At 59.2% G+C, this 22520-nt stretch carries 13 protein-coding genes; 10 read left to right on the forward strand and 3 right to left on the reverse strand.

Annotated elements, in window-relative coordinates:
* Positions 1-462: 462 nt before the first annotated feature.
* The 3 genes from GT003_RS00005 to GT003_RS00015 form a co-directional block, all read right to left on the reverse strand.
* Positions 463-1443: an aldo/keto reductase gene (locus GT003_RS00005; protein WP_161693113.1), complete on the reverse strand. Its 981-nt coding sequence runs from the start codon at positions 1441-1443 to the stop codon at positions 463-465.
* A gap of 180 nt (positions 1444-1623) precedes the next feature.
* Positions 1624-2028: a VOC family protein gene (locus GT003_RS00010; protein ID WP_161693114.1), complete on the reverse strand. Its 405-nt coding sequence runs from the start codon at positions 2026-2028 to the stop codon at positions 1624-1626.
* A 406-nt stretch (positions 2029-2434) separates the two neighbouring features.
* A complete protein-coding gene (locus GT003_RS00015) occupies positions 2435-3331 on the reverse strand; it encodes an AraC family transcriptional regulator (RefSeq protein WP_161693117.1) in 897 nt (298 codons plus the stop codon).
* Positions 3332-3495: 164 nt separating this feature from the next.
* On the opposite strand from GT003_RS00015, the gene GT003_RS00020 reads away from it, so the two are divergent.
* The 10 genes from GT003_RS00020 (at position 3496) to GT003_RS00065 (ending at position 22430) form a co-directional block, all read left to right on the forward strand.
* The gene (locus GT003_RS00020) at positions 3496-4353 is read left to right on the forward strand and encodes a TIM barrel protein (protein ID WP_161693119.1); all 858 of its coding nucleotides are present in this window, start codon (positions 3496-3498) and stop codon (positions 4351-4353) included.
* Entirely contained in the window at positions 4350-5351 is a 1002-nt protein-coding gene (locus GT003_RS00025; RefSeq protein ID WP_161693121.1) for a hydroxyacid dehydrogenase, read from the forward strand. Before GT003_RS00020 ends, GT003_RS00025 begins: the two co-directional genes overlap by 4 nt.
* A gap of 79 nt (positions 5352-5430) precedes the next feature.
* Complete coding sequence (locus GT003_RS00030; protein WP_161693123.1) at positions 5431-7644, forward strand: helix-turn-helix domain-containing protein; 2214 nt, start codon at positions 5431-5433, stop codon at positions 7642-7644.
* Positions 7641-10733: a glycosyl hydrolase gene (locus GT003_RS00035; protein ID WP_161693125.1), complete on the forward strand. Its 3093-nt coding sequence runs from the start codon at positions 7641-7643 to the stop codon at positions 10731-10733. Before GT003_RS00030 ends, GT003_RS00035 begins: the two co-directional genes overlap by 4 nt.
* A gap of 335 nt (positions 10734-11068) precedes the next feature.
* Positions 11069-15796: a DUF4962 domain-containing protein gene (locus GT003_RS00040; RefSeq protein WP_161693127.1), complete on the forward strand. Its 4728-nt coding sequence runs from the start codon at positions 11069-11071 to the stop codon at positions 15794-15796.
* Positions 15797-16123: 327 nt separating this feature from the next.
* Positions 16124-17707, forward strand: coding sequence for an extracellular solute-binding protein (locus GT003_RS00045; RefSeq protein WP_161693129.1), 1584 nt, complete (start codon positions 16124-16126; stop codon positions 17705-17707).
* An 82-nt stretch (positions 17708-17789) separates the two neighbouring features.
* The gene (locus GT003_RS00050) at positions 17790-18707 is read left to right on the forward strand and encodes an ABC transporter permease (protein WP_161693131.1); all 918 of its coding nucleotides are present in this window, start codon (positions 17790-17792) and stop codon (positions 18705-18707) included.
* A gap of 15 nt (positions 18708-18722) precedes the next feature.
* Entirely contained in the window at positions 18723-19589 is an 867-nt protein-coding gene (locus GT003_RS00055) for a carbohydrate ABC transporter permease (protein WP_239565669.1), read from the forward strand.
* Positions 19590-19624: 35 nt separating this feature from the next.
* Entirely contained in the window at positions 19625-20635 is a 1011-nt protein-coding gene (locus GT003_RS00060) for a M14 family zinc carboxypeptidase (protein WP_161693133.1), read from the forward strand.
* 34 nt (positions 20636-20669) lie between these two features.
* Positions 20670-22430 (forward strand): DUF4091 domain-containing protein, encoded by a 1761-nt coding sequence (locus tag GT003_RS00065; protein WP_161693135.1) that lies wholly within the window; start codon positions 20670-20672, stop codon positions 22428-22430.
* Positions 22431-22520 lie beyond the last annotated feature (90 nt).

Genomic DNA, 22520 nt, shown 5'->3' on the forward strand with positions numbered 1-22520 from the left:
CGCCTAAGGACTTCGCAATGCTCTTAGCCCCAGCAGTTCCCGACAGATATCGATTAATGGCTTCTAATTTTAACTCTAAATTGAATTTGGACAAAAAAACTGCACCTCCAATCGTTAGATGGTGTCTAACAATTGGGGTGCAGTTCAAACCTCGGCTGCCTTTCTCTATGTTTATTTTAGGATTCCCTTCTAAAGCAGTTAAACGGCATGATTAACAGCGCCGTCGATGACAGCTTCATCTACGCTTGCATTTTCATTCGCGAGGCCCGGGATTTGCCGCACCGCGACTTGTAGAGCTACATTCGCTTACGCGATGGTTCCGCGAGGTAAAAAAAAGAGAAACCCGCCGCTATAGTGGGTTTCTCTACTGTCTGAGCGCCGCGTTAGAGCGGCGCTTTTCTTATCGATTTCCTGAATGACTGCCCAAGACTAACCGTCGCTGCGTCTGCTTTCGTTCCGATGTTACTGGAAGCCGAGTACGGGATGCGGCACGTACAGCTCTTCCAACGAACGGATCTCGTCTGCAGTCAACGCGAGCGAGAGCGCCGCCGTCGCGTCGTCCAAATGGCCGGGCTTCGTCGCGCCGATGATCGGCGCCGTGACGGGGGATTTGCTCAACATCCAGGCTAACGCGACCTGGGCACGCGGTACCCCGCGTTCGGCGGCGATGCGCCCGACGCGTTCGACGATCCCGCGGTCCGAGTCGACGGCGGCCGTGTACAGCGTCTTGCCGAACGCGTCGGTCTCCGAGCGTTCGCTGATTTCGTCCCAGCCGCGCGTCAAGCGGCCGCGGGCCAGCGGGCTCCAAGGGATTACGCCTACGCCGAGATCGCGGCAGAGCGGAAGCATTTCCCGCTCTTCTTCGCGGTACAGCAGATTCAGATGATTTTGCATGCTGACGAATTTGGTCCAGCCGTGCCTTTCCGCCGTGAACTGCGCTTTGAGAAACTGCCAGGCGTACATGGACGAAGCGCCGATATAACGGGCCTTGCCGGACTTGACGACGTCATGCAGCGCTTCCATCGTTTCCTCGATCGGCGTGTGCGGGTCCCAGCGGTGAATTTGATAGAGATCGATATAGTCCGTTCCGAGTCTGCGCAGGCTGTCGTCGACTTCGCTCAGGATCGCCTTGCGCGACAAGCCGGCGCCGTTCGGGCCGGGCCGCATGCGGCCGTGAACCTTCGTCGCAATGACGACTTCTTCGCGGCGGGCAAAATCCTTCAGCGCGCGGCCGACGATTTCTTCGCTTGTGCCGTCCGAGTAAACGTTGGCGGTATCGAAGAAATTGATGCCCAGCTCAAGTGCCTTGCGGATGAAGGGGCGGCTCCGCTCCTCGTCCAGCGTCCACGAATGCGCTCCTCTTGACGATATACCGTAACTCATGCAGCCCAGACATAGTCTAGATACCTCCAGGCCGGTTTGGCCCAGGCGGGTGTAATCCATTTCGATTCCTCCTCTGATTTCGTCGAACGAATTGGCGAATGAAATCTGCTCATTTCATTGTCGACTCTATCGTAACGTTTTTTCGCGAGGATCACAATTTCCGCCCGCGGGTTAGCGCGACTTATCTTGCGAGGTTCACGTATAATAAAAGGGATTAATTGTAAACGGGGAGACGCTCCATTAACCTCTGCCGCTAAACCGTTCTATCGCTTCCTCGGTCACCGGCGCGAAGAGGTTAACGAGATTGCCGTCGGGATCGCGAAACAGCGCGGCACGGTTCCCCCATGGCATCGTGGCGGGTTCCTTTACCCACTCGCCGACGAACGGCTTCAAGCGCTCGAATTCGGCATCGACGTCTTGGACGCGGAACTCGATGATGACCGTGCGGTTATTGGCCGCCACGGCGGAACCGGCGCCGAACAGATGCACCGTCTCGGAGTGCCCGATCGCCAGGGTGCACGAGGGCACGACAAGTTCGGCGAAGACAGGCGCGGGGCGTTCCGCCGAAACACCTAGGACTTTCTCATAAAATGCGACGAGACGATCCACGTCGTCGGTAATGATGCGTACAGAAGCAAAGTTCACGAGCTATCATCCTTCCAATGGTGGTGTTACAGGATTGTTTCCTAGCTTTATGGGCGTACTCCGATTATAAAATTACTCTACTGACAGCAGTATGTCAGCAGAGTTAGGGCGCTTGTGGGTTTATGCCAAAAATAAGGAGTGATCGATTTGAAAAAGCTGATCGCGGCAGCGGCCGCGCGAGCGTGATAATAGTCGCCTCATCCGCTTATGCTGCCAAATCAACAGCTTCGTAATAGAGTGCGATTTCAGGAAGTACCCGAACGACCCAACGCTCGATTTCCCATCCCCTAGGCCATGCCTCGTTACTGCACGCGATATTCCCCGTCAAGTCATACACGATCCATAAGATCCCTGGCCAGTAACTTGGGACATGCCCAAACGGCTGCTGCCGGTATCAGCGCGGCCGTTATGGGCGATGCCTGCGAAAATCGCCCGGCGTGACGCCGGTATGCTTCTTGAACGTTCGGTTGAAATGGCTGATATGGTTGTAGCCGACCTTGGCCGCGATCTCGGTCACGTTCAGGTCCGTTCCTTCGAGGAGCTCCATGGAAGCCTGGATGCGAACGGCCGACAAGTACTCGATGTACGATTTTCCTCTCACGAGCCTCAGCATGTGGCTGAAATAAGAAGGGGCCATCAGCGCCTTGGCCGCCATCTCTTCCAAATGGAGATCCTCGTCATAATGCGTTTCCATGTAAGCGACGGCATCATGAAACGCTTCCCGGTGCTGGGTTACCTTCTGGCGAGCGTGCTGGCGCTGCGTCTGCGCATGCCGTTTGTACTGCCTGCCGGCTATGACGAGAAATTTCAATAGATCGGCCTTGATCGCGATCCGGAAGCCGTCTTCCTGCCGTTCCCATTCCGCGAGGATGTCGTTCAGCAGATGCTCGACTTCCGCCTGGGCGGCAGCGGGGAGCGCCATCTTGGGCATCAGGTCCGTCTCGGAGATCAGCGGCTGTATATAGGCAAAATCAACAAATGTCTGCATTCGCGCCAGATCCCGGAAGCTTTCGTTAATGGCATGGGGCATGAAATCGATTTGGATCATGACGAAATCCATCGCGTCGCGCGGACCGAGCCGATGCTCGAGAAACGGCGGAATCGAGAACAGGTCGCCCTTGGTCAGCACGTATTGCTCGCCCGCGGCCCAATGAAGGCAGGTGCCGGACATCATATAGCAGAGCTGCAGGTGCTCGTGCGCATGCGAGGATCGATTCATGTTCTGCGGATTCCGAATCTCGACCTTGAACGGAAACTCGTCGTCCAGCACCTCTTTGTACGCATAGATCGGATAATCGGGCATGATGTCCTCCTCGGGGGCTCGTTCGCGTCTCTTCTGTATTCAAGGTTACAAGGATTCTAGGAATAGTGCAAAGAAATCGCGGAAAAAGGAAAGCGCTCCCGGGACCGACTTGCCATAATAGGAACGAAGCGCGGGCAGACCGCGCGAGGAGGAGGGATTGCGGCGTGAACCGATTGGCATTCAGCACGCTGCCCTGCGAGGGCTGGAAACTGGAGGAATTGGCGGCGTTCGCGCGGGAATGCGGGTTCGGCGGCATCGAAGCAAGAGAAGGGGAGGCATGGGGCATATCCGCCTTCATGACGAAGGCAGAGCGGCAATCCGCGCTGCGCTTGTTCGGGGAACAAGGGCTTCGCGTGACCAATATCGGATCGGGAGTCTGCTTTACGGGAAGCGACGGCGACGAAGCGGAGCTTGTCCGGTTCCGGGACGCCGTCCTGCTGGCGCGGGACTTGAATGCCGCCGGAGTACGAATATTTCTCGGCTATTTTAATACCCGGCTGGATGATCCCGCGCCGTCGATCATTTACGAGCCTATCGTCGCGCGAGTCCGTGCCGCGTGCGATTTCGCATCCGCGCACGGGGTGCAAACCTGGATCGAGACGCATAACGAATTCGCGACCGGCCGATCGCTTAACCGGCTGCTGGACGACGTGGGCAAGCCCGAATGCGCGGTCATCTACGATATCATCCATCCGTTCGAAGAAGGAGAGCCGCCGGAAGAGACGATCGCGCAGCTCGGCAAGTGGTGCGTTCACGTGCATATCAAGGACGGCTTGCCGTTCGAGGATCCGCTTGAACGGAGCTGGAAGTATACGAAGCTCGGGGAAGGCCGGGTCCCGGTAGCCGAGATCGTCCGGCTTCTCGAACGGGCGGGCTATGCCGGTTATTACTCGCTGGAGTGGGAGACCAAATGGCGCAAGGAGCTGCAGACGGCGGATGCGGACCCGAGAATCGTATTTCCGCAGTATATCGATTTCATGCGGAGCATGCTCCATCCGGGCGAAGGGGGGATTAAGCGATGAAGACGCTGATTGCGATCGCGAATCCCGAACTGCGCGAATTGTTCTGGACGAAGGCGACGATCGAGAAGCTTGCCGGAATATCCGAGATGGACTTCGCCCCCTTCAATCGGCCGTTCACGAGCGCCGATCTAGCCGATCGCATCGGGGAGTACGACGCCTGCATCACGTCGTGGGGATCCCCGGCGTTCACCCCTGAGGTGCTGGCACGGGCCGAGAAACTCAAGTTCATCGGACATGGCGCTGGCAGCGTCGTCTCCATCGTGAACGAGGACGTATTCGGCACTTCGATTGCCGTCACGTCGGCGAATCCGGTGCTCGCGCTGTCGACCGCAGAGTGCGCGGTCGCTTTGATCCTTGCGGGGGCATGGGACATGAAGAGCTATAGCGCGCGCATCCCTCGGGGAGCGTGGAGCGACAACAGCCGGGAAACGGTGCTCGGCGTGACGGGAAGGACGATCGGTCTCGTCGGATACGGCGAAATTTCCAAGCAGGTCATCCGAATGCTGAAACCGTTCGGCGCGAAGGTGCTGCTGTACTCCGCTCATTGCGCCCGGGAAGAAGCGGATGCCCTCGGCGCGGAGCTGTGCGGGCTGAACGAGCTGTTCGAGCGAAGCGACATCGTGTCGCTGCACAATACGTGGACGCCCCGCACGGAAGGCATGATCGGGACCGAACAGCTGAAGCGGCTTCGGGACGGCGCGCTCCTCGTCAACACGGCGCGAGGGCCGATCGTGCAGGAGGAGGCGCTGCTGGCCGAGCTGCGCGCGCATCGCATCCGAGCCGCGCTCGACGTGTACGACCGGGAGCCGCTGCCGGCGGATCATGAACTGCCCGCGCTGCCGAACGTCATCTGCCTGCCGCATATCGGAGGGTTCCACGATGTGCTGAAGCGCAGCCTTTGCGATTTCGTCGTCGACGAGCTGGGCCGTTTCGCATCGGGCGAGCATCTTCTCGGCCGAATTACGCGCGATAGATACCGCAGGTTGACGCCAAGATAATCGATGCACGTCTTCGACGGCTTTGTTAAGATAGGAGAAAAACCGGCGACAATCGGTAGCATTCGGAGGCGGGAACGGCATGAGGATGATTCGACCGATTCTATATATCAGGAGCGGGATGAATTCCCTGTTCGCTAGACTCATAGCGGGGTTTCTATTTATCGTGCTGCTGCTGACCTCCCTTACGTTGTACGCCGTTTCCGTATCCAATCGGAACGTGAAGCAGGAAGTCGTCAAATACAACACGTCGTTGCTCGACCATACCAGGGACAGCTATGAGAAGCACCTGAACCTCATCAAGCAGCAGATGCTGCTATTCTTCACGAGCGACGAGATCATGAGACTGCAGCAGCAGCCGGACAACGTCGATTATCCGGTCATCATTCGGGAAATCGCGAAGTGGACGACCGTTCCTTATCTGTATATCAACAATATCGTGTTTTATTCGAAGAAGGACGATCTCGTGCTGGAGAAGGGGACGAGCACGAACGCGGAGTCCATGTTCAACGTCTTCTCCGCCAGCGAGGAATACCCATTGGCGTTCTGGAAGGCGCAGTTCGGCGGGACGGAAGCGATTCGGATCTATCCGGCCGCGGCGATGGTCAATCACATCTTCCGGGATAGCCCGCAGCCGCTCGGCGAGCTGATGCCGATGATTATCGAGGGCGTCAACAACCCCGACTTCTACATGATCGTGCTGCTGGATGCCGCCAAGATGTACGAAGCTTTCCATCAGAATCTCTACAAGGATTTCCTCATCTATGACGCGCACGGCAAACCGATGTTTAGCCGTACGGGCCGGGAGCCTTTCCTCGCTTTCGGCGACTTGGGGGATTTGGGACAGAACGGCTCGGGGATCCGGGACGGAAAATATTATTTCGCGAACAGCGGAGAAGCGACCGGGTTCTCGTACGTCTCCCGGGTTCCGGCCGACCGGATCGCCGAGCAGACGCGTATCAATCTTACCCTGCTGGCCATTATCCTCGCGGCGATTGCGCTCAGCGTCTTCTTCTCGTTCCTGATTGCGTCGCGCATCAATAATCCGCTCAAGAAAGTCATCGAATCGATCCGCCGGATGAACGACGACCCACCTTATCGATCGACCATCAATGAGTTCAACTTCATCAGCGGCCGAATCCACGACAACCGGATGCTGTTCCGCCAGTTCTCTTTCATCAATCATCTGAAAGCGATCCGAAGCCACGAGCCCGATACCCCCAAGCTCGAATTCGCGGACAGGCCGTTCGTGTTCGTGCTCTACCATATTCAACCGGACAAGGGAGAGCTCTATTCATCGGAAGTCGTTCAGAACTGGCTCTATTACTTGCGCACATTCATAGAAAGCAAATTAAAACCGGCTTTTCCCGATTCGCTCACGTTTCAGATCGAACGGGATCAGATTCTCAGCCTCGTGTTCACGGAGGAACCGAAGGACGTCATCGCGCAGTTGGACGAGATGAGCCAGGTGTTCGATCAGGACTCGGAGCACGGCGTCGTCACGATGGCCGTCACCTCGGCCTATTCGGCTTCGGATCGCCTAACCGCGGCGTACGAGGAAGCGCAGCGGCTTGCGGGCGAGCGGCTGATGACGGGCAGGACGCAGCTGATTCTCGAACGGGGCTCCGCCCCTGCCGCGTTCGGCTTCTCGCCGGACCAAGACAAAGCGCTCGAAGCGAACATGAAGGCGGGCAACGCCGTCCAGCTTGCCGTTCTGGTGCAGCAGCATGTCGCGAAATGGCATCGGGACGTTCCGACGGCAGCATCGCTCGTCCGATTCGCGGAAGCCTTCGCGGGCAAGATCCGCAGCGCGGTCACGCCATTCCCGCTCGGTTCGGAGGAAACCGACGTCCTGCTCGGCAATACGGGCGAGCGGATCGGGCGCTGCCGGACGGTGAAGGAGCTGGAGGAACTGCTCGTCGAATGGGTGACGAAGACGGCGGAAGCCGTGCGGGAGAAGAAGGAAGAGAAGCATCCGATCACGACGCAGGTCGTCGATTATATCCACGCACATTTGGCGGAAGAGATCTACTTGGACGTGCTTGCGGCCAAGCTCAAGATGAGCAGCGGCTATTTGTCGTCTTATTTCAAAGGCAAAACCGGCATGAACATCGTCGACTATATTAACGAAACCCGGATCGCGAAGGCGGCCGGCCTGCTAAACGACGACCGGCTCAAGATCCGCGACGCCGCCGAAGCGGTCGGATACCGGAACATCACGTCGTTTAATAGAATGTTCAAGAAGTACATGGGCGTGACCCCGAGCGAATACCGGAAAAGGGAGGATAAGAATTGAATAAGACGGAATCGACGCATGCCGGGCTTCTCGGCAAATTTGCGAACCCGCCCGCGGACCGTCGCTCCGTGCCGTTCTGGTCATGGAACGGCCAGCTGGAGCAGGGAGAATTGAACGCTCAGATCGAGGGGTTCAAGGAGCAGGGGATGGGCGGCTTCATGATGCATGTCCGGGAAGGGCTCGAAACGCCGTATATGGGCGAAGATTTCATGGCGCGCATCAAGCAGTCGGTCGCCAAAGCGAAGGAAGAGGGCATGTACGCTTGGCTGTACGACGAGGATCGGTATTCCTCCGGGATGGGCGGCGGCCAGGTCGCCCGTCTAGGCGGCGACGCCGTGCGCGCGAAGGCCTTGTCGCTTGACGTCTGCAGGGCATTCGGGCCGGACGAGTCGATTCAAGCCGTGTACCGCGCGAGAATCCGGGGCGACGAGCTGCTGGACTGCGCCCGCTTGGCGGATTGGACCGACTGCGGGCAGCTCGCGGGAGAAGAAGCGTACCTGGTGCTGAGGCGGCATGTCGCCCCTCCGAACGAGTGGTGCCACGGCGACTCGTATCCCGACAGCTTAAACCCGCTGTCGGCCGCGATCTTCCTCGAGACGACCTACGAGAAGTACAAGGAGGCCGTCGGCGAGGAATTCGGGCGGACCGTGCCGGGCATTTTCACGGACGAACCTTTCTTTCGCGGCTTTCAAGAACGGCTGAACGCGCCCGAGATGACGTGGATGACGTGGACCGATGCGCTGCCGAGCACGTTCGCGGAGAAGAACGGATACGAGATCTGGGAGACGCTTCCTTACTTCTTCTACCGGGGCGCACCGTCGTCCAAGATCCGTCACGATTATTGGAAGACGGTCACGGAAATGTTCTGCGACGCGTATACGAAGCCGATCGGCGACTGGTGCCGTGACAACGGACTCGCTTTCGCCGGCCATTTCTGCTGGGAAGAGGATTTGGTGAAAGCAACGTTGTACAACGGCGCCGTCATGCCCCATTACCGCTATCTCGACGTGCCCGGCATCGACACGCTCTGCGAGCAAACGGACGAGAGCTTGTCGGTCAAGGAGGCGTCCAGCGTCGCGAATCAATACGGCAAGCCGATCGTCATGACGGAGACGTACGGGGTGACGGGCTGGGACTTGACCTTCGAAGGGCGCAAATGGATCGGCGACTGGCAGTACGCGCTCGGCGTCAACGCGATCACCCACCATGTGGCGCTGTACTCGCTTCGCGGCTGCCGCAAGCGGGATTATCCGCCTTCCTTTAATTACAACGCGAACTGGTGGCCGCACAACCATGTCGTCGAGGATTATTTCGCCCGGCTAGGCTCGGTGCTGACCGAAGGGCGCGTCGTCCGGGACGTGCTGGTCGTCCATCCGGCGACGTCGGTGTGGGCGCGGCTCGGCCAGGACGTTCTGGCGCCGGAATGGCGCAATCGGGCGGGGAATGCCGAAGCGCTGGCGGACTATAACCGGGCGTTTAACGATTTCGTGCGGCTGCTGCTCGGCGAGCATTACGATTTCGACTTGGGCGACGAGCTGATTCTGCAAGAAATCGGCAGCGTGCGGGGAGACCGGATGCAAGTCGGGCTTGCGAGCTATCGCGTCGTCGTGCTGCCTTCCTTGCTTAATCTATTGCATCCGACATGCGAGCTGCTGCTCGCGTATATGAACGCAGGGGGAATCCTGCTCTCTTATGGAGACGTTCCCGAGATGGTGGACGGAGCGCCGTCCGATCTGTCCGCGTTAACGGAGCATCCGGGTTTTCGGAAGGCCGGATGCGCTGAACGGCTTATCGAGGCAATCGAGCGCGAACTCCCCCGTTCCGTGCGCCTTGTGGGCGAAGACGGACGGGAGGCGAACCGGCTGCTCGTTATGCGCAGGGAAATGGAAGACTGCACGGCCGTATTCGTCGCCAACAACGACCGCGAGGCTGGTTACGACGCGGAAGTCGGCATACAAGGCAGCGGTAGAGTCGAGTCGTGGGATGCGCTCACGGGAGAGAAGACGGAGGTCGCGGCCGTAAGCCGGGACGGCTACCTGGTCTTCCGGGAACGATTCGGGAGGACGGACTCCAAGCTGTACCTTGTCGTCCCGGAGCCTGGCGAAGCTGCCTTCCAGGCATTGACGGAGGAATCGGGCGTTCAAGAGCCGCTCGCCGTTCTCGATGCGCCTGCATCCTTCGCGAGGACCGCGCCGAACGCGCTCGTGCTGGATCGCTGCCAGTACCGCGTTCGGGATGAAGCCTGGTCGGGGACCATGGACGTCTGGCGGGCGCAGCAGGCGCTTCGCGAAAGGCTGGGCATGCGGCAAATTTACGCGAACGGCGGCCTTCAGCGGCATTTCTGGATCGGCGAGCCTCACGAGAACGACGGGGAACCGGTCGCGTTCCGCTTCGTCTTCGCGGTCAAGGACGTTCCCGCGGCCGAGACGTTCATCGCGTTCGAACAGGCGGAGCGTTTCCGTTTCCGATTGAACGGCGATCGGATCGCTGAAGCTCCGCTAGGGTGGTACTTGGACCGCTGCATCTCGACCGTCAAGCTCCCGGCGCTGATCGAGGGGGATAACGTGCTCGAGATCGAATGCGCGTACATGCACGACATGGAGATCGAGGACGCGTTTCTCATCGGAGACTTCTCGGTCGACGGCGAACGCCGGCTGGCTCGGGAGCCAGGGAATCTCGGTCTCGGAGACTGGTGCCCGCAGGGCTATCCGCATTATTGCGGCAGCATGATCTACCGCTTCGATTTCGACGCGGCGGAGTCTGCGGCAGGCCGTCGAACGTTTCTCGAGATGGGATCCTATGAAGCGATCACGCTGCGCCTGTTCGTAAACGGCCACGGCGGCAAGGACATTCCGTGGCGGGCGGCCGGAACCGTCGAGCTGACGGAGTGGCTCGTGCCGGGCGCCAACCGGTTGGAACTCGAGGTCGTCGGAAGTCCCCGTAATGCGCTCGGACCGCTGCATGTCGAGCGGCCGGACGGGGCTTGGCTCGATTGGGATTCGTTTCACCCGCAGGGGCCGGAGCGCAAGGAGGACTACGTGCTTCGTCCCTACGGGCTGACGGGAGAGATAAGAATCTATCGGTTATAACCGGATGCGCCTTGCGGGGCGCATCCGTTTTTTTTGCGTCCGGCTCCTATCGGGACGGGCTTGCGTGGCATGTGCCGGATAGGCGATTTTACCGAACCTGGTACTTTTATGAGGTAATCGAAAAGGAACTGCAGGCGAACGGTTTCCGCCGATGTACCGGGGGAGGCGGATGATTTATTCTACTGGCGACTCCCGGCGCGCGGGGAGTCGAATCGCGTTCGACGGGAAGGGGGCCGTATCCGGTACCGCCGGCGGATGGGTTCGCGCCGGAGCAGAATTTGAGCAATGAACGATTGTAAACGGATTCAAACCATTCGTTAGAGGAGCTGAATGATGTGAGGACAGTCGGTGAGACGAAAACGAACTTGCGTAAAAGCTTCATTTGGTTCATGGCGGCGGCGTTGGCGTTCGGATGCTTCGGGGGCTTCGCCCGGACGCCCGAGGCGAACGCGGCCGTGCCGGCATGGCCGGCCGCGTCGGCCACGGGATATAATATGCCCTTCGGTCCGAAGGACGGTCTCGTCACGACGCAGAACCCGCCCGATTTCCACTGGCCGTGGATCTCGAACGCCGATAAGTACCAGCTGCAGGCCGGCCGGGCGGCGGATTTGTCCGCAGTCGTCTACGACGAAGACGAGCTGACGAATAACTTCTATAATTTTTCCCACGCGCTTGACGCCGGCACGTGGTATTGGCGCGTCCGGTATCACGCGGCGGGAGCCGCCGCTCCGGACGACTGGTCGACGTGGAGCGACGTTCGCAAGTTCCGCATCGACGGCGATAACGACGTCGCGTTTCCCGTTCCTTCCGTAGACGACCTGCTGGGGGAGATCGGCTCGGGCCATCCGCGGATATGGACGACGGCCGATACGCTCGCCGATTTCAGGAGCTTGAAGACGACCACCGGCAAGACGCTCTACGAGAAGAAGCTCGCTTCGGTCACGGCCGCCCTTAATGAGCCTCTGCCGGCGGAACCGGTATTTCCGTATCCGCCCTCGCATCCCCGCGATACGGAATACGAAGCCGCGCAGACGGCCCTGCGCCAAGCCTCCGACAAAGCCGTCGACAAGATGGCGGACGCCGCGTTCCTGTACCTCGTGACGGGCAACGCCGATTACGCCGCAGAAGCGAAGCGGCGGTTGAACGGCATCGCGCAATGGAATATAAACGGCAGCACGAGCTACGCGCAGAACGATCAGGTGCATCGGTATATCGCGCTCCGTTCCGCCATGGCGTACGACTGGCTGTGCGGCTATTCCTTGTTTACGGAAGGCGAGAAAGAGGACGTCCGCGATATGATCGTTGCCAGAACGGCGACGATGTACGACGATCTGGTCACGGCGCATCCGCTTCGCAAAACGCCGTTCGACTCCCACGGTTGGACCAACTTCGGTTACGTCGGCCTAATCGCGATCGCGCTTCTCCACGATGCGCCCGAAGCCGAGGACTGGTTCCGGGGCACCGTGCCCGACTATATCAACTTCATGCCTCCTTGGGGCGGAGAGGACGGGGGCTGGTCCCAGGGAACGGGGTATTGGCAATATTCCTCCCTCTTCGGCAAGGAATTCACGGACGTGCTGAATAGCGCCAGCCGCTTCAATCTCTACGATAAAGCCTACTCCCGGAACGAAGGGCTGTATCCGCTCTATATGTTCCCGCACGGCAGCCCGGGCGGCGTCTTCGGAGACGGAAGCGAAGATTCCCCGAGCCATTACAGCGTCTCGATTCTGAACCGCCTGGCCCAGATGTACCAGGATCCAAGGCTGAAATGGGAGTCCGAAGCGATCGGATCGGAGCCCGGCGAAGAGTTGTTCAACTATTTTTACGGCGATGCCGACTTGTCCGCCATGCCGCCCGTCGATTTGCCGGACGGCCGATGGTTCCAGGATATCGGGGAGGTCGCCATGCATTCCGAGCTTTACGATCCCGATCGCGTGTCCCTGTACTTCAAGTCGAGTCCTTACGGCAGCTACAACCACACCCATGCCGACCAGAACAGCTTCGTGGTGAAAGCGTTCGGCGAATCGCTGGCGGTCGAGGCCGGATTTTTCGATTCGTACACGAGCGCGCACATGACCAACTACGGCAGACAGACGTTCGCATCCAACGCGATCACGCTCGACGTGAAGAAGGGGCAGCCCACGAACGACATCGACGCGGACGGCAAAATTCTCGGCTTCGTGACGCACCCCGACTTCGACGCGACGAGCGGCGACGCTTCGGCCGCCTACGCGGGTATGCTGTCCCGGGCGGACCGGAAGATCATTTACGTGCGTCCTTCGACGTTCGTCGTGGTCGACCAGCTGGCCTCGAACAAGCCGGGCGGCTCGAACTTCGAATGGTGGCTGCACGCGGACGACGAGCTCGACGTCGACGTGCCGAACGCGGAAGCGACGATTCTGAAAGGCAACGCCGGCCTCAAAGTCAAGCTGCTTACGCCCGGCGGGTTAACCGCGGTTACGGAGGATAAATTCCTCGACCGGAACGGCATCGAACAGAAGCCGACCGGCAGCTTTGCCGGCAGAGAGCAGAAACACGCGGCATTCGTGACGCCGAAGGCATCGCAGGCGACGATCGTGTCGACGATGCAAGCGTATGAGCGGAGCGAAGGCGCGCCGGAAGAAGCGACCGTGGAAAATAACGGCACGTACCTGAAGCTCTCGTTCGCGGACGGTTCCGTCGTGTACGTCCGGACGGGCACGAGCGGCGTCGTCAGCGCGGGCAACGTCTCCTTCGAAGGGGCGGCCGTCGCCTTCAAGGGAGATACGGTGCTGCTCGTCGACGGCAAGAGCGTGTCGAAGGACGGCATCGCGCTGATCGCAAGCAGCGAGACCGCGACCGTCGTCTACGGCGAAGACCGCTTGTCGGTATCCAGCCAAGCGGACACGCAAGTCGCCGTTCATGCGCCGGGGTTAACGCGGCTCCGCGATCAGGACAGCGGCAGCGATATCCCGCAAGGCGGCACGGCCGCGGAAGAGATGGCGCTGCAGGGCGTGCATTGGACGACGTCGGGCGACACGCTGAACGTGCAAGTCGAGCATGGCCAGCGGGCCTTCAAGCTCAACGATGCTCCGATGCCGGAACCGATGGCGCCCGTCGCGCTAAACGTCGACATCGACGGGGTGCCGGGCACGGTCGAGTTGGAGCGGCATAGCGATACGGAAGGCAATCCCGTTGCTTGGGGCAAGCTGGACAACGAGCCGGGCTTATACCAGGTGCTCGAAGCGCCAGCCGGATTCTTGTTCACGTCCCACGGGAAGACGGACAGCGTCTTCTTGGAAGCCGATGCTCGGATCCTGCTGCGCGGGGCGGCGGGACTCGTCAAGCTGAAGAAGATAGGGGCGGACGCGCCGACGCCCACGCTCACGTGGGACGATCCCGACGAGAAGCGGGAGACGACCCCGATCGTCTGGAAAGAAGCGGAGGCGTACTCCGCGAAGGGAGACCCGTCGTTCACCGTCTATCGGAACCGGCCGTTCCTGTCGGGCGGCGCCGGCGTCGGGACCTGGGTGGACGTCGGATCTTGGGGCAAATGGCAGCTGAACGTCCCGAACCCGGGCACTTACGATCTCGTCGTGAAATACGTGTCGGGCTGGGATATGCCGGCGGGACAGCAAAGCGCTAGACTGGCCATGATCGGCGAATCTCCTTATTATTTCGAGACCGAGACGACCGTGGACTACGGGACGCTGCCGGAATATTGGAAAGCGGCGCGGGTACGAACCGGCAAGGTGCTGGAACCCGGGCCGATCGACATTACGCTCTGGAATGCCAGAGGCCCGATGAACGTCGACTGGATCGGCCTCATCGAAGTGAAGGACGACGAGGTCATACCGACGATCCCCGGCAACGTGGCGCTAACGAACGTAACGGATCATTCGGTCGACGTCTCGTGGAGCGCCTCCACGGATGACGTCGCGGTCGCGCAATACGCGATCTACGCGAACGGCGTGCAGCAACAGCTCGTGCCCGCGAGCGGCGCCTTGACCGCGACGGTGTCCGGGTTGTCGACCGGCCAGACGTACGCCATTACCGTAAGAGCCGTGGATTCGAGCGGCAACCGTTCCAAGGCGAGCGCGGCCGCGACCGCGACGCTGCCCGACTTGACCGCGCCGGGCTGGGATGCCGCGGACGCCCTGCGGATCGACCATCTCTTCCCCGCGATCGCGAAGCTGAAATGGGACGAAGCGGAAGACAATTCCGGCCATGTCACCTCCTATAAGCTGTATCGGTCGGATCAGCCGGGCGTCGCGGTCGAAGTCGCCGGAACCTCCTACGATGTAACCGGGCTGACGCCAGGCGCGTCCTATACGTTCAAGGTCGAAGCGAAGGATGCCGCCGGCAACGAATCCACGGACGGTCCGACGATTCCGTTGACCATGCCGACGACGGGGACCGCGGGAGAATATTACGAGACGTTCGATAGCTGGACGACGGCGGCGAACGGCAACGGCTGGACGTTCACCCGCAATTTCGGCACGGTCGTCGAACCCGTAACCTCGCCGATAACGCCGGGCAATGCATTGCGGGTGCTGGACAATTACGAGGATCCGGCCAACGAGTGGGCGGTCAGTCCGATCGTGCAAAAAGCGACGACGGCGCTCACCGGCAAAGTGACGTTCGAAACGACGTTCATCGCGAAGAAGGTCGGTTATTTCGAGCTCATCCTCGGCGGCTCCGGAACGGATCTGATTCGCCTTACGGGCGGTTCCGATAAAAAATTCGGCTATTGGATCAAAGACGGCGGCACGAACAAATTGGTGAAGCTCCCGAATGCGACCGCCGAGATACCGGCGAATCAATGGATGACGCTCCGGTTCGACGCGGATATGGACGCGAAGCGTTACGATATCACGCTGCAATCGGATTACTTCAAAACGCTGACCACGGACGCGGATTTCCCCGGCACGCTCGATAAGATGACCGGCACGTACCGGATCGAAGGACTGAAATTTTACGACGATAACGAAAGCGTCGCCAACCTGAGCTCGTTCGTTTTCCGTCCGAGCCGCTATACGGGCGAGTACCTGTTCGATTACGCGACCATGTTCAAGACGCCGTAAGCGAGCGCGGCGCAGAGATTCGGTTACCTTGCGGTTGAATTCGGCAAGACGGCGTCCGGCAGCCGAGGCGGCGGGGGAAACCCCGCGCGCTTCGGGCTGTCGCCGCCGAAAAAGAATGGGCGTTTTCCCGAAAGATGCTATTATTTTAAGAAAACCATAAAGGAATTGAAGCCGCGCCGGAACCGCCGATTTACCGCCGTTTCCGCGATGCCCTATGATTGCGTTATCGAGGGGGACGAATAAAGCGAAAGCGGATTCAGGAACCTCGGCGATACGACTGAAGACCTGACGGCACGAAACGAAGAAACGATTAGGGAGGGTGCATTCATGTTGAAGCAGAGAAAGAAACGCAAGAGCGGCGCTGCCGCAAGCACGGCGCTCGCTTCGGTCATGCTGCTGGCGACCTTGCTCGCCGCATGTTCCGAGAAAGAGAACGACGCGAAGGCGCCGAACGAACCGGCGGCATCCGGCGCCAACGAACCGGCCAATACGCCGGCGGAACCCGCGGCGCAAGAACCTGCGGCGCCCGAGCCGGCCACGCTAAGGCTGCTGACGGATCTATCCCAAGCCTGGCCCGTCAAGGAAGATTGGGCCGTTTGGAAGTGGATCAAGGAGAAAACGAATATTACCATTAAACAAGAAACGCAGACGGGACCGGAGTCGCTCGCGCTCGCCGTTGCATCCGGCGATATGCCGGACCTGATGTCCGTGTTCCCTCCGGACGCCCAGAAGTATGGACCGCAGGGGGCATTCCTCGATTTGTCCAAGCATCTGGACAAGATGCCGCATCTGAAGGCGTTTCTGGAAGCCAGGCCCGACGTCGCGCAGCGCATGACCTCGCCCGGCGGCGAGATGTACCACGTGCTCAACGACGGGATGGGCGCGGGCAATCAGACCGTCTTCTTCTACCGGGACGATATCTTCGCGAAGAACTCGCTCGAGGTGCCGAAGACATGGGAAGAGATGTACGAAACGGCCAAGCAACTGAAGAAGCTGTATCCCGACAGTTATCCGTTCGTCTTCCGCCACGGCATCAACACGCTGAAATATTTCGGGCCTTCCTTCGGCTTCTATCCTGAATTTTACGAAGATCCGGCCACGGGCAAAATCAAGCACGGCGCGGCCGATCCCGGCTTCAAGACGCTGGTCGAATACTTGCACAAGTTCTACGCGGAAGGCTTGACGCCGCCGGATTGGCTGTCGATGGACTACAAGGCATGGACCCAGTTCATCACGACGGACAAATCGTTCATGACGATCCAGTTCATCGGGCAGATCGAAATCATGAACGCCCAGCTCACGGACGGCGCGCATCTGAAATTCATGGCACCGCCGCTCGGCAGCGGCAGCCAGCCGTACATTCCGAATACGAACTTCGAGGAATACGGCTTTGCCGTCTCCTCCACGACCAAGAACCTGGATGCCGCGCTGCGTTATCTCGACTTCCTCTATTCCGACGAGGGCAAAGAGCTGCTGAGCTGGGGCAAAGAAGGCGAAACGTACACGATGGTGGATGGCAAGCGACAGTTCCTGCCGCAATTCAAGGAGCCGAACGACCTGCGCAAGGAACTCGGCATGTTCACGACGGGCGCGTACGGCTTGGCCGACTTCGAAGCCTCGAAATCGCTCAGCAACGAGAACGAGCAATACGCCTATACGGAAGCCGCGAAGTACCAGTTCCCGGTCATCAACGCCTTGCCGCCGTTGACCGGCGAAGAGAAAAGCGCCATCGCCAATACCGAAGAACAGATCCGGAAATATTACGAGACGGCCGTCGCCAAGTTCATCATGGGCGAAACGCCGCTGACCGAATGGGATGCGTTCCTGGCCGAGCTTCAGAAGCTGGGCTCCCAGAAGCTCATCGACGCGTACCAGATCGGACTGGACCGCGTGAAGGGCGCCGCCAAATAGGGGCACCGCCAAATATAGAGGAACGCCGGTAGGGCTTTGCGTCTCGTGCGGACGTCGGGCCCTATCTTTCCTAAGAAAGGAGATGCGGAATTTGAAGTCATCGGTCATCGGGCAGCTAAAGCGCGACCGCGTCTTTTTGCTGCTGCTGGCACCCGTGCTGGTGTACTATGTTTTGTTCAAGTACGTGCCCATGTTCGGCATCGTCATTTCCTTCATGGACTACAACTTGTTCAAAGGGATCGCGGCAAGCCCATGGGTGGGATTGAAATATTACAAGCAGTTCTTCGAGAATCCCGACGCCCTCGTCATCGTCAAGAATACGGCGCTTCTCGGTTTCTATAAGCTGCTGTTCGGATTTCCCGCGCCTATTCTTCTGGCCGTGATGCTGAACGAGCTAAGAGACCGGATGTTCAAGCGGTTCGTGCAGTCGGTCAGTTACCTGCCCTATTTCCTGTCTACCGTCGTCGTATCGAGCATGCTCGTCATGCTGCTGTCGCCGACCACCGGCTGGCTTAACCGTCTCTTTCAGCAAATGGGATTCCCCGCCGTCAACTTCCTTCAAGAATCCGAATGGTTTCGGACGATTTACGTCGCCTCGGAAATTTGGCAGCAAGCCGGCTGGAACTCCATTATATTCTTGGCCGCCATGACGACGATCGATCCGCAGCTGTACGAGGCCGCCCGGATGGACGGCGCGAGCCGCTTCAAGCAGATTCGGCACGTCACGCTGCCCGGCATCTCGACGGCGGTCGTCATCATGTTTATCCTGCAAGTCGGGCACGTGCTCGAGATCGGCTTCGAGAAAGTATTCCTGCTGGCCAACGCGGCGACTTACGATACGTCGGACATTATCTCCACTTACGTGTACCGGGTGGGCATTCTTCAGGGCAGCTACAGCTACGGCACCGCCATCGATCTGTTCATGGCCGTCATCGGCTTCGCGCTCGTATACGCGAGCAACAAGATCAGCCGCAAATTCGGAGAGACCAGCTTATGGTAAGGGAGTTCATGCGGATTGAATAACAGAACCGGACTATTCGACGTCGTCAACATTCTGCTGCTGGGGCTATTCGCTTGCATGATGCTATTCCCCTTCGTTCATATGGCAGCGGTTTCGATAAGCTCCGCTGACAGCGTCGTCGAGAATCGGGTCGGGCTGTGGCCAGATGGCTTCCGATTGGACGCCTACGCCGCCGTTTTCCAGGATAATCGCATCCTTGTCGGATACAGAAATACGCTGATGTACGTCGTGCTGGGGACGACGCTGTCGCTCTTGTTCACGACGATCGGGGCCTATTCGCTCTCGCGGAGAAACCTGGTCTTCGGCAAAGCATTCATGCTGATGATCGTCTTCACGATGCTGTTCTCGGGCGGGCTGATCCCGACCTACCTCACGGTGAGGAGCTATCATTTGCTGGATACGATCTGGGCGATGGTGCTGCCGGGACTCGTCTCCTCGTGGTACTTGATCATCATGCGCACGTTTTTCCAAGGGCTTCCGCGCGAGCTGGAGGAGTCCGGGAAGATCGACGGCTTATCCGATCTCGGCATTCTGCTTCGAATCGTGCTTCCGTTATCGAAGCCGGTCATCATGACGATCTCGCTGTTCTACGCGGTGCAAATTTGGGGGAATTTCTTCTACGCGCTCATTTTCATTCGGAAGGCCGACCTGTTTCCGCTTCAGGTCATGATCCGAAACATCGTCATGATGGGGCAGACGTCGGACATGACGACCAGCTCGGCGGTCGGAGACAAGAAGGTCGTCTTGGAATCGCTGAAATACGCGGTCATACTCGTCGGCACGCTCCCGATCATGCTCGTGTATCCGTTCATTCAGAAGCATTTCGTCAAGGGCGCCATGATGGGATCCGTCAAAGGATGACCGGCGGCCTAAGCGCGGATAAGGAGGAGTCATCGTTGGTCGAGCCATTTTGGAAAAGCAACTTGTCCGATATCGAACAAAGCATGGCGGAGATCGTCCGCGGGCGATCCTGCGTTCTGGCTTCATCGGCGGGCGGGCGCGAAATCTACGTGGCGGAATACGGGGAGAAGGAAGACTTCGGCCGCACGGCCAACTACAACTCGGCTTGCGGCGCTGGCAGCACGGCGCATTACGCGCATAAGGGCGAAGGCGCCAAGCCCGTTCTGCTCCTTGTCGGGGGCGTGCACGGCGGCGAGCTCGAAGGAATCGCGGCGGTATTGAACCTGATCCGACTGCTGGAGACAGGCGCCGACTACCGGGGCAAGCGGCATGATTACGTCCATGAGAATGCCGATCGATTCCGGCTGCTGCTGATCCCTTGCTTGAATCCGGACGGACGGGCGAGGCTGCCGGTCGATACATTGATCGGGACGCTTTCCGAGCAGTTTGTCTATTGGATGCAAGGTTCGTGGAAGGACGGATCGCTCTGTACATGGACCGCGTGCAAATCGGTGCATCCGATCAAGGACGCCGCCGATTTCCTGGGGTCGTACTTCAACGACGACGGGGTCAACTTCATGCACGATAATTTCTTCGCCCCGATGGCGGTGGAGACGGCGGCGCTGCTGGCGCTGGCGGATCGGGAAGCGGTCGATTTCCACGTCTCGCTGCACGGAGGGGCGAACGAGCCGATACATTTTCCGGCGATCGCCTACTTGCCCGCGGCCGTCAGGCGGAAGCAGCAGTCGTTCAACGAACGAATGGCCGAGGCTTGCGGGGAGCGGGGACTGCCGTTTACGGCGGTCGACCAATGGACGGAGAGAGAAGGCGGCTCCCCGCCTTCGTTCAATCTAACGTCGGCGGTTCATCACGCTTGCGGCGGGATGAGCATGACGTTCGAATCCAATATGGGATTGGACGCGCCCGGAGCGCGATTGTCGGCGGAGGAGATCTTGGACAGCCATTTTCTGCTGTTCGAAGAAATGTTTCGGTTCATGTTGAAATAAGCCATACGTCCACGAAATCGAGGGGATCACGATAATGAAGATCGTTACGGGATTGGAAGAGGAAAGCTATAAATACGCATTCGGCGTCTATCAGCGCTTCGAGGCTCCGTTTGACGAGCATAAAGCGATTTCGCTCGTTTGCGGCAGGAACGATCGGGCTGCATGGCAGCTGCTTCTCTATTCGGACGAGGAAATGCTCGTCGCGGTGAACGGAGAGACATGCTTCTACGAACGCGGGCCTATTACGATCGTCCGCGTAGAGGCGGTTTTGACGGGAATCGGGGACGGCCGAATCGGCGCGAGCCTGATCGGGCTCGTCGAAGACGACGACCGGCAGTGGAAATCGGACATGATTCTGCCGCAGCCATCGGCGTACGTCGAGAAACGAAAGGTGCAGCCGATCTGGATCGAGGCGGAGCTTGGCGCAGATGCCGAACCCGGCGTCTATTATCCGGAGATTCGCGTGTACGGGCATCGCATGTTCGAGGACGAGACGTTGATCCGAACGCTGAAAGTCGAATTACAGGTGCTTGACGTGGCATTGCCAGACCCGAAGGACTACAGGTTTTATCTCGACCTGTGGCAGCACAATTCCAACATCGCCCGCAAATACGACGTGGAGCTTTGGAGCGATGCGCATTTCGCGATTCTGGAGAACTACGTATCCTCGCTCGCCGCGATCGGCCAGAAGGCGATCACGGTCATCGTCTCGGAGATTCCGTGGTCCGGGCAAGCATCCTGCTACGATCGGATCGATCCCGCGAACGTGTTCGAGTACAGCATCGTTCGCGTAACTCGCCGCGGGGAAGACGAATGGACGTACGACTTCCGGGCCTTGAACCGGTACGTGGAGCTGTGCATGAGCCACGGAATCGATTCGGAGATCGAGGTGTTCGGACTGCTGAACATCTGGGTGCTCGAAGACGCGGGATACGGCGGGGTCATCCGCGATCACGACGATGCCATCCGAATTCGTTACTATGACGAGCGCACCCGCGCTTACGGCTATATTCGCGAGAAACGGCAGCTCGAACGGTACGTCGCCGCGCTGTCCGACAACTTCGCCGAACGCGGCTGGGCGGACAAGGTGCGCATCGCGGCCGACGAGCCCGCGGATCTCGAACGGTTCAGGGGCCGATTGCAATCGCTGCAGGCGATGGCGCCTTCGTTCCAGTACAAGGTCGCGATCGGGCACGCGGAGTTTATCGCGGAGGAGGGGCTGCTCGACCACGTGCCCATCATCGACTGCGTCGCCGGGGAGTTCGAGCAGCTCGAGACGCTCATGCAGGGGAAGAAAGGGAAGACGCTCTTCTACGTCGCCTGCAACAACGAACGGCCGAACACGTTCATCTGCTCTCCGCTTCTGGAAAGCAGGCTTCTTCCATGGCTCGCGCGTCATTGGGGACTGGACGGGTTTCTGCGATGGAATTACACGGTTTGGCCGAATGACCCGTTAAAACGCATTGCCTATCACTACCCGTTGTTCCCCGCAGGCGATACGAATTTCGTCTATCCGGGCAAAGACGGGAAGCCGGTGCTGACGCTCCGTTACAAGCTGCTACAAAAGGGAATTCGCGACTTCGAAATCATGGATCGCTACGTTCGTTCCGGCGGGGATCCGGAGAAGCTCGCGCGGCTCATGCGGCGGGTGTTCCGATGGAGCGACGCGAGCGAGCTGCACCAGGACTCGAGAAAGACGCGGGAAGAGCTTTATTCGCTCGATCATTCGGATTACGAAAGCGTCATCGGGGAGCTGTTGGCGGAAATGTCCGCACCTGATAGCCGGCGCGGCTAAGAGGCGGTGCAATATTCCGTACCTTTCACGGCGACACCTATTCCGTAGGCGTTACATTCCAATGCAAACTAAAAAGGGATCTACGTCCAG

Origin of the sequence: Paenibacillus sacheonensis, from assembly GCF_009909195.1 — a bacterium.
Lineage (GTDB): Bacteria > Bacillota > Bacilli > Paenibacillales > Paenibacillaceae > Paenibacillus_Z > Paenibacillus_Z sacheonensis.

Bases quoted from the DNA above. Each gene is read 5' to 3' on its own strand.
- GT003_RS00030 (WP_161693123.1), top strand. From the start codon at position 5,431: ATGAGGATGATTCGACCGATTCTATATATCAGGAGCGGGATGAATTCC.
- GT003_RS00015 (WP_161693117.1), bottom strand. From the start codon at position 3,331: ATGCCCGATTATCCGATCTATGCGTACAAAGAGGTGCTGGACGACGAG.
- GT003_RS00045 (WP_161693129.1), top strand. From the start codon at position 16,124: ATGTTGAAGCAGAGAAAGAAACGCAAGAGCGGCGCTGCCGCAAGCACG.
- GT003_RS00050 (WP_161693131.1), top strand. From the start codon at position 17,790: ATGCGGAATTTGAAGTCATCGGTCATCGGGCAGCTAAAGCGCGACCGC.
- GT003_RS00005 (WP_161693113.1), bottom strand. From the start codon at position 1,443: ATGGATTACACCCGCCTGGGCCAAACCGGCCTGGAGGTATCTAGACTA.
- GT003_RS00025 (WP_161693121.1), top strand. From the start codon at position 4,350: ATGAAGACGCTGATTGCGATCGCGAATCCCGAACTGCGCGAATTGTTC.
- GT003_RS00065 (WP_161693135.1), top strand. From the start codon at position 20,670: ATGAAGATCGTTACGGGATTGGAAGAGGAAAGCTATAAATACGCATTC.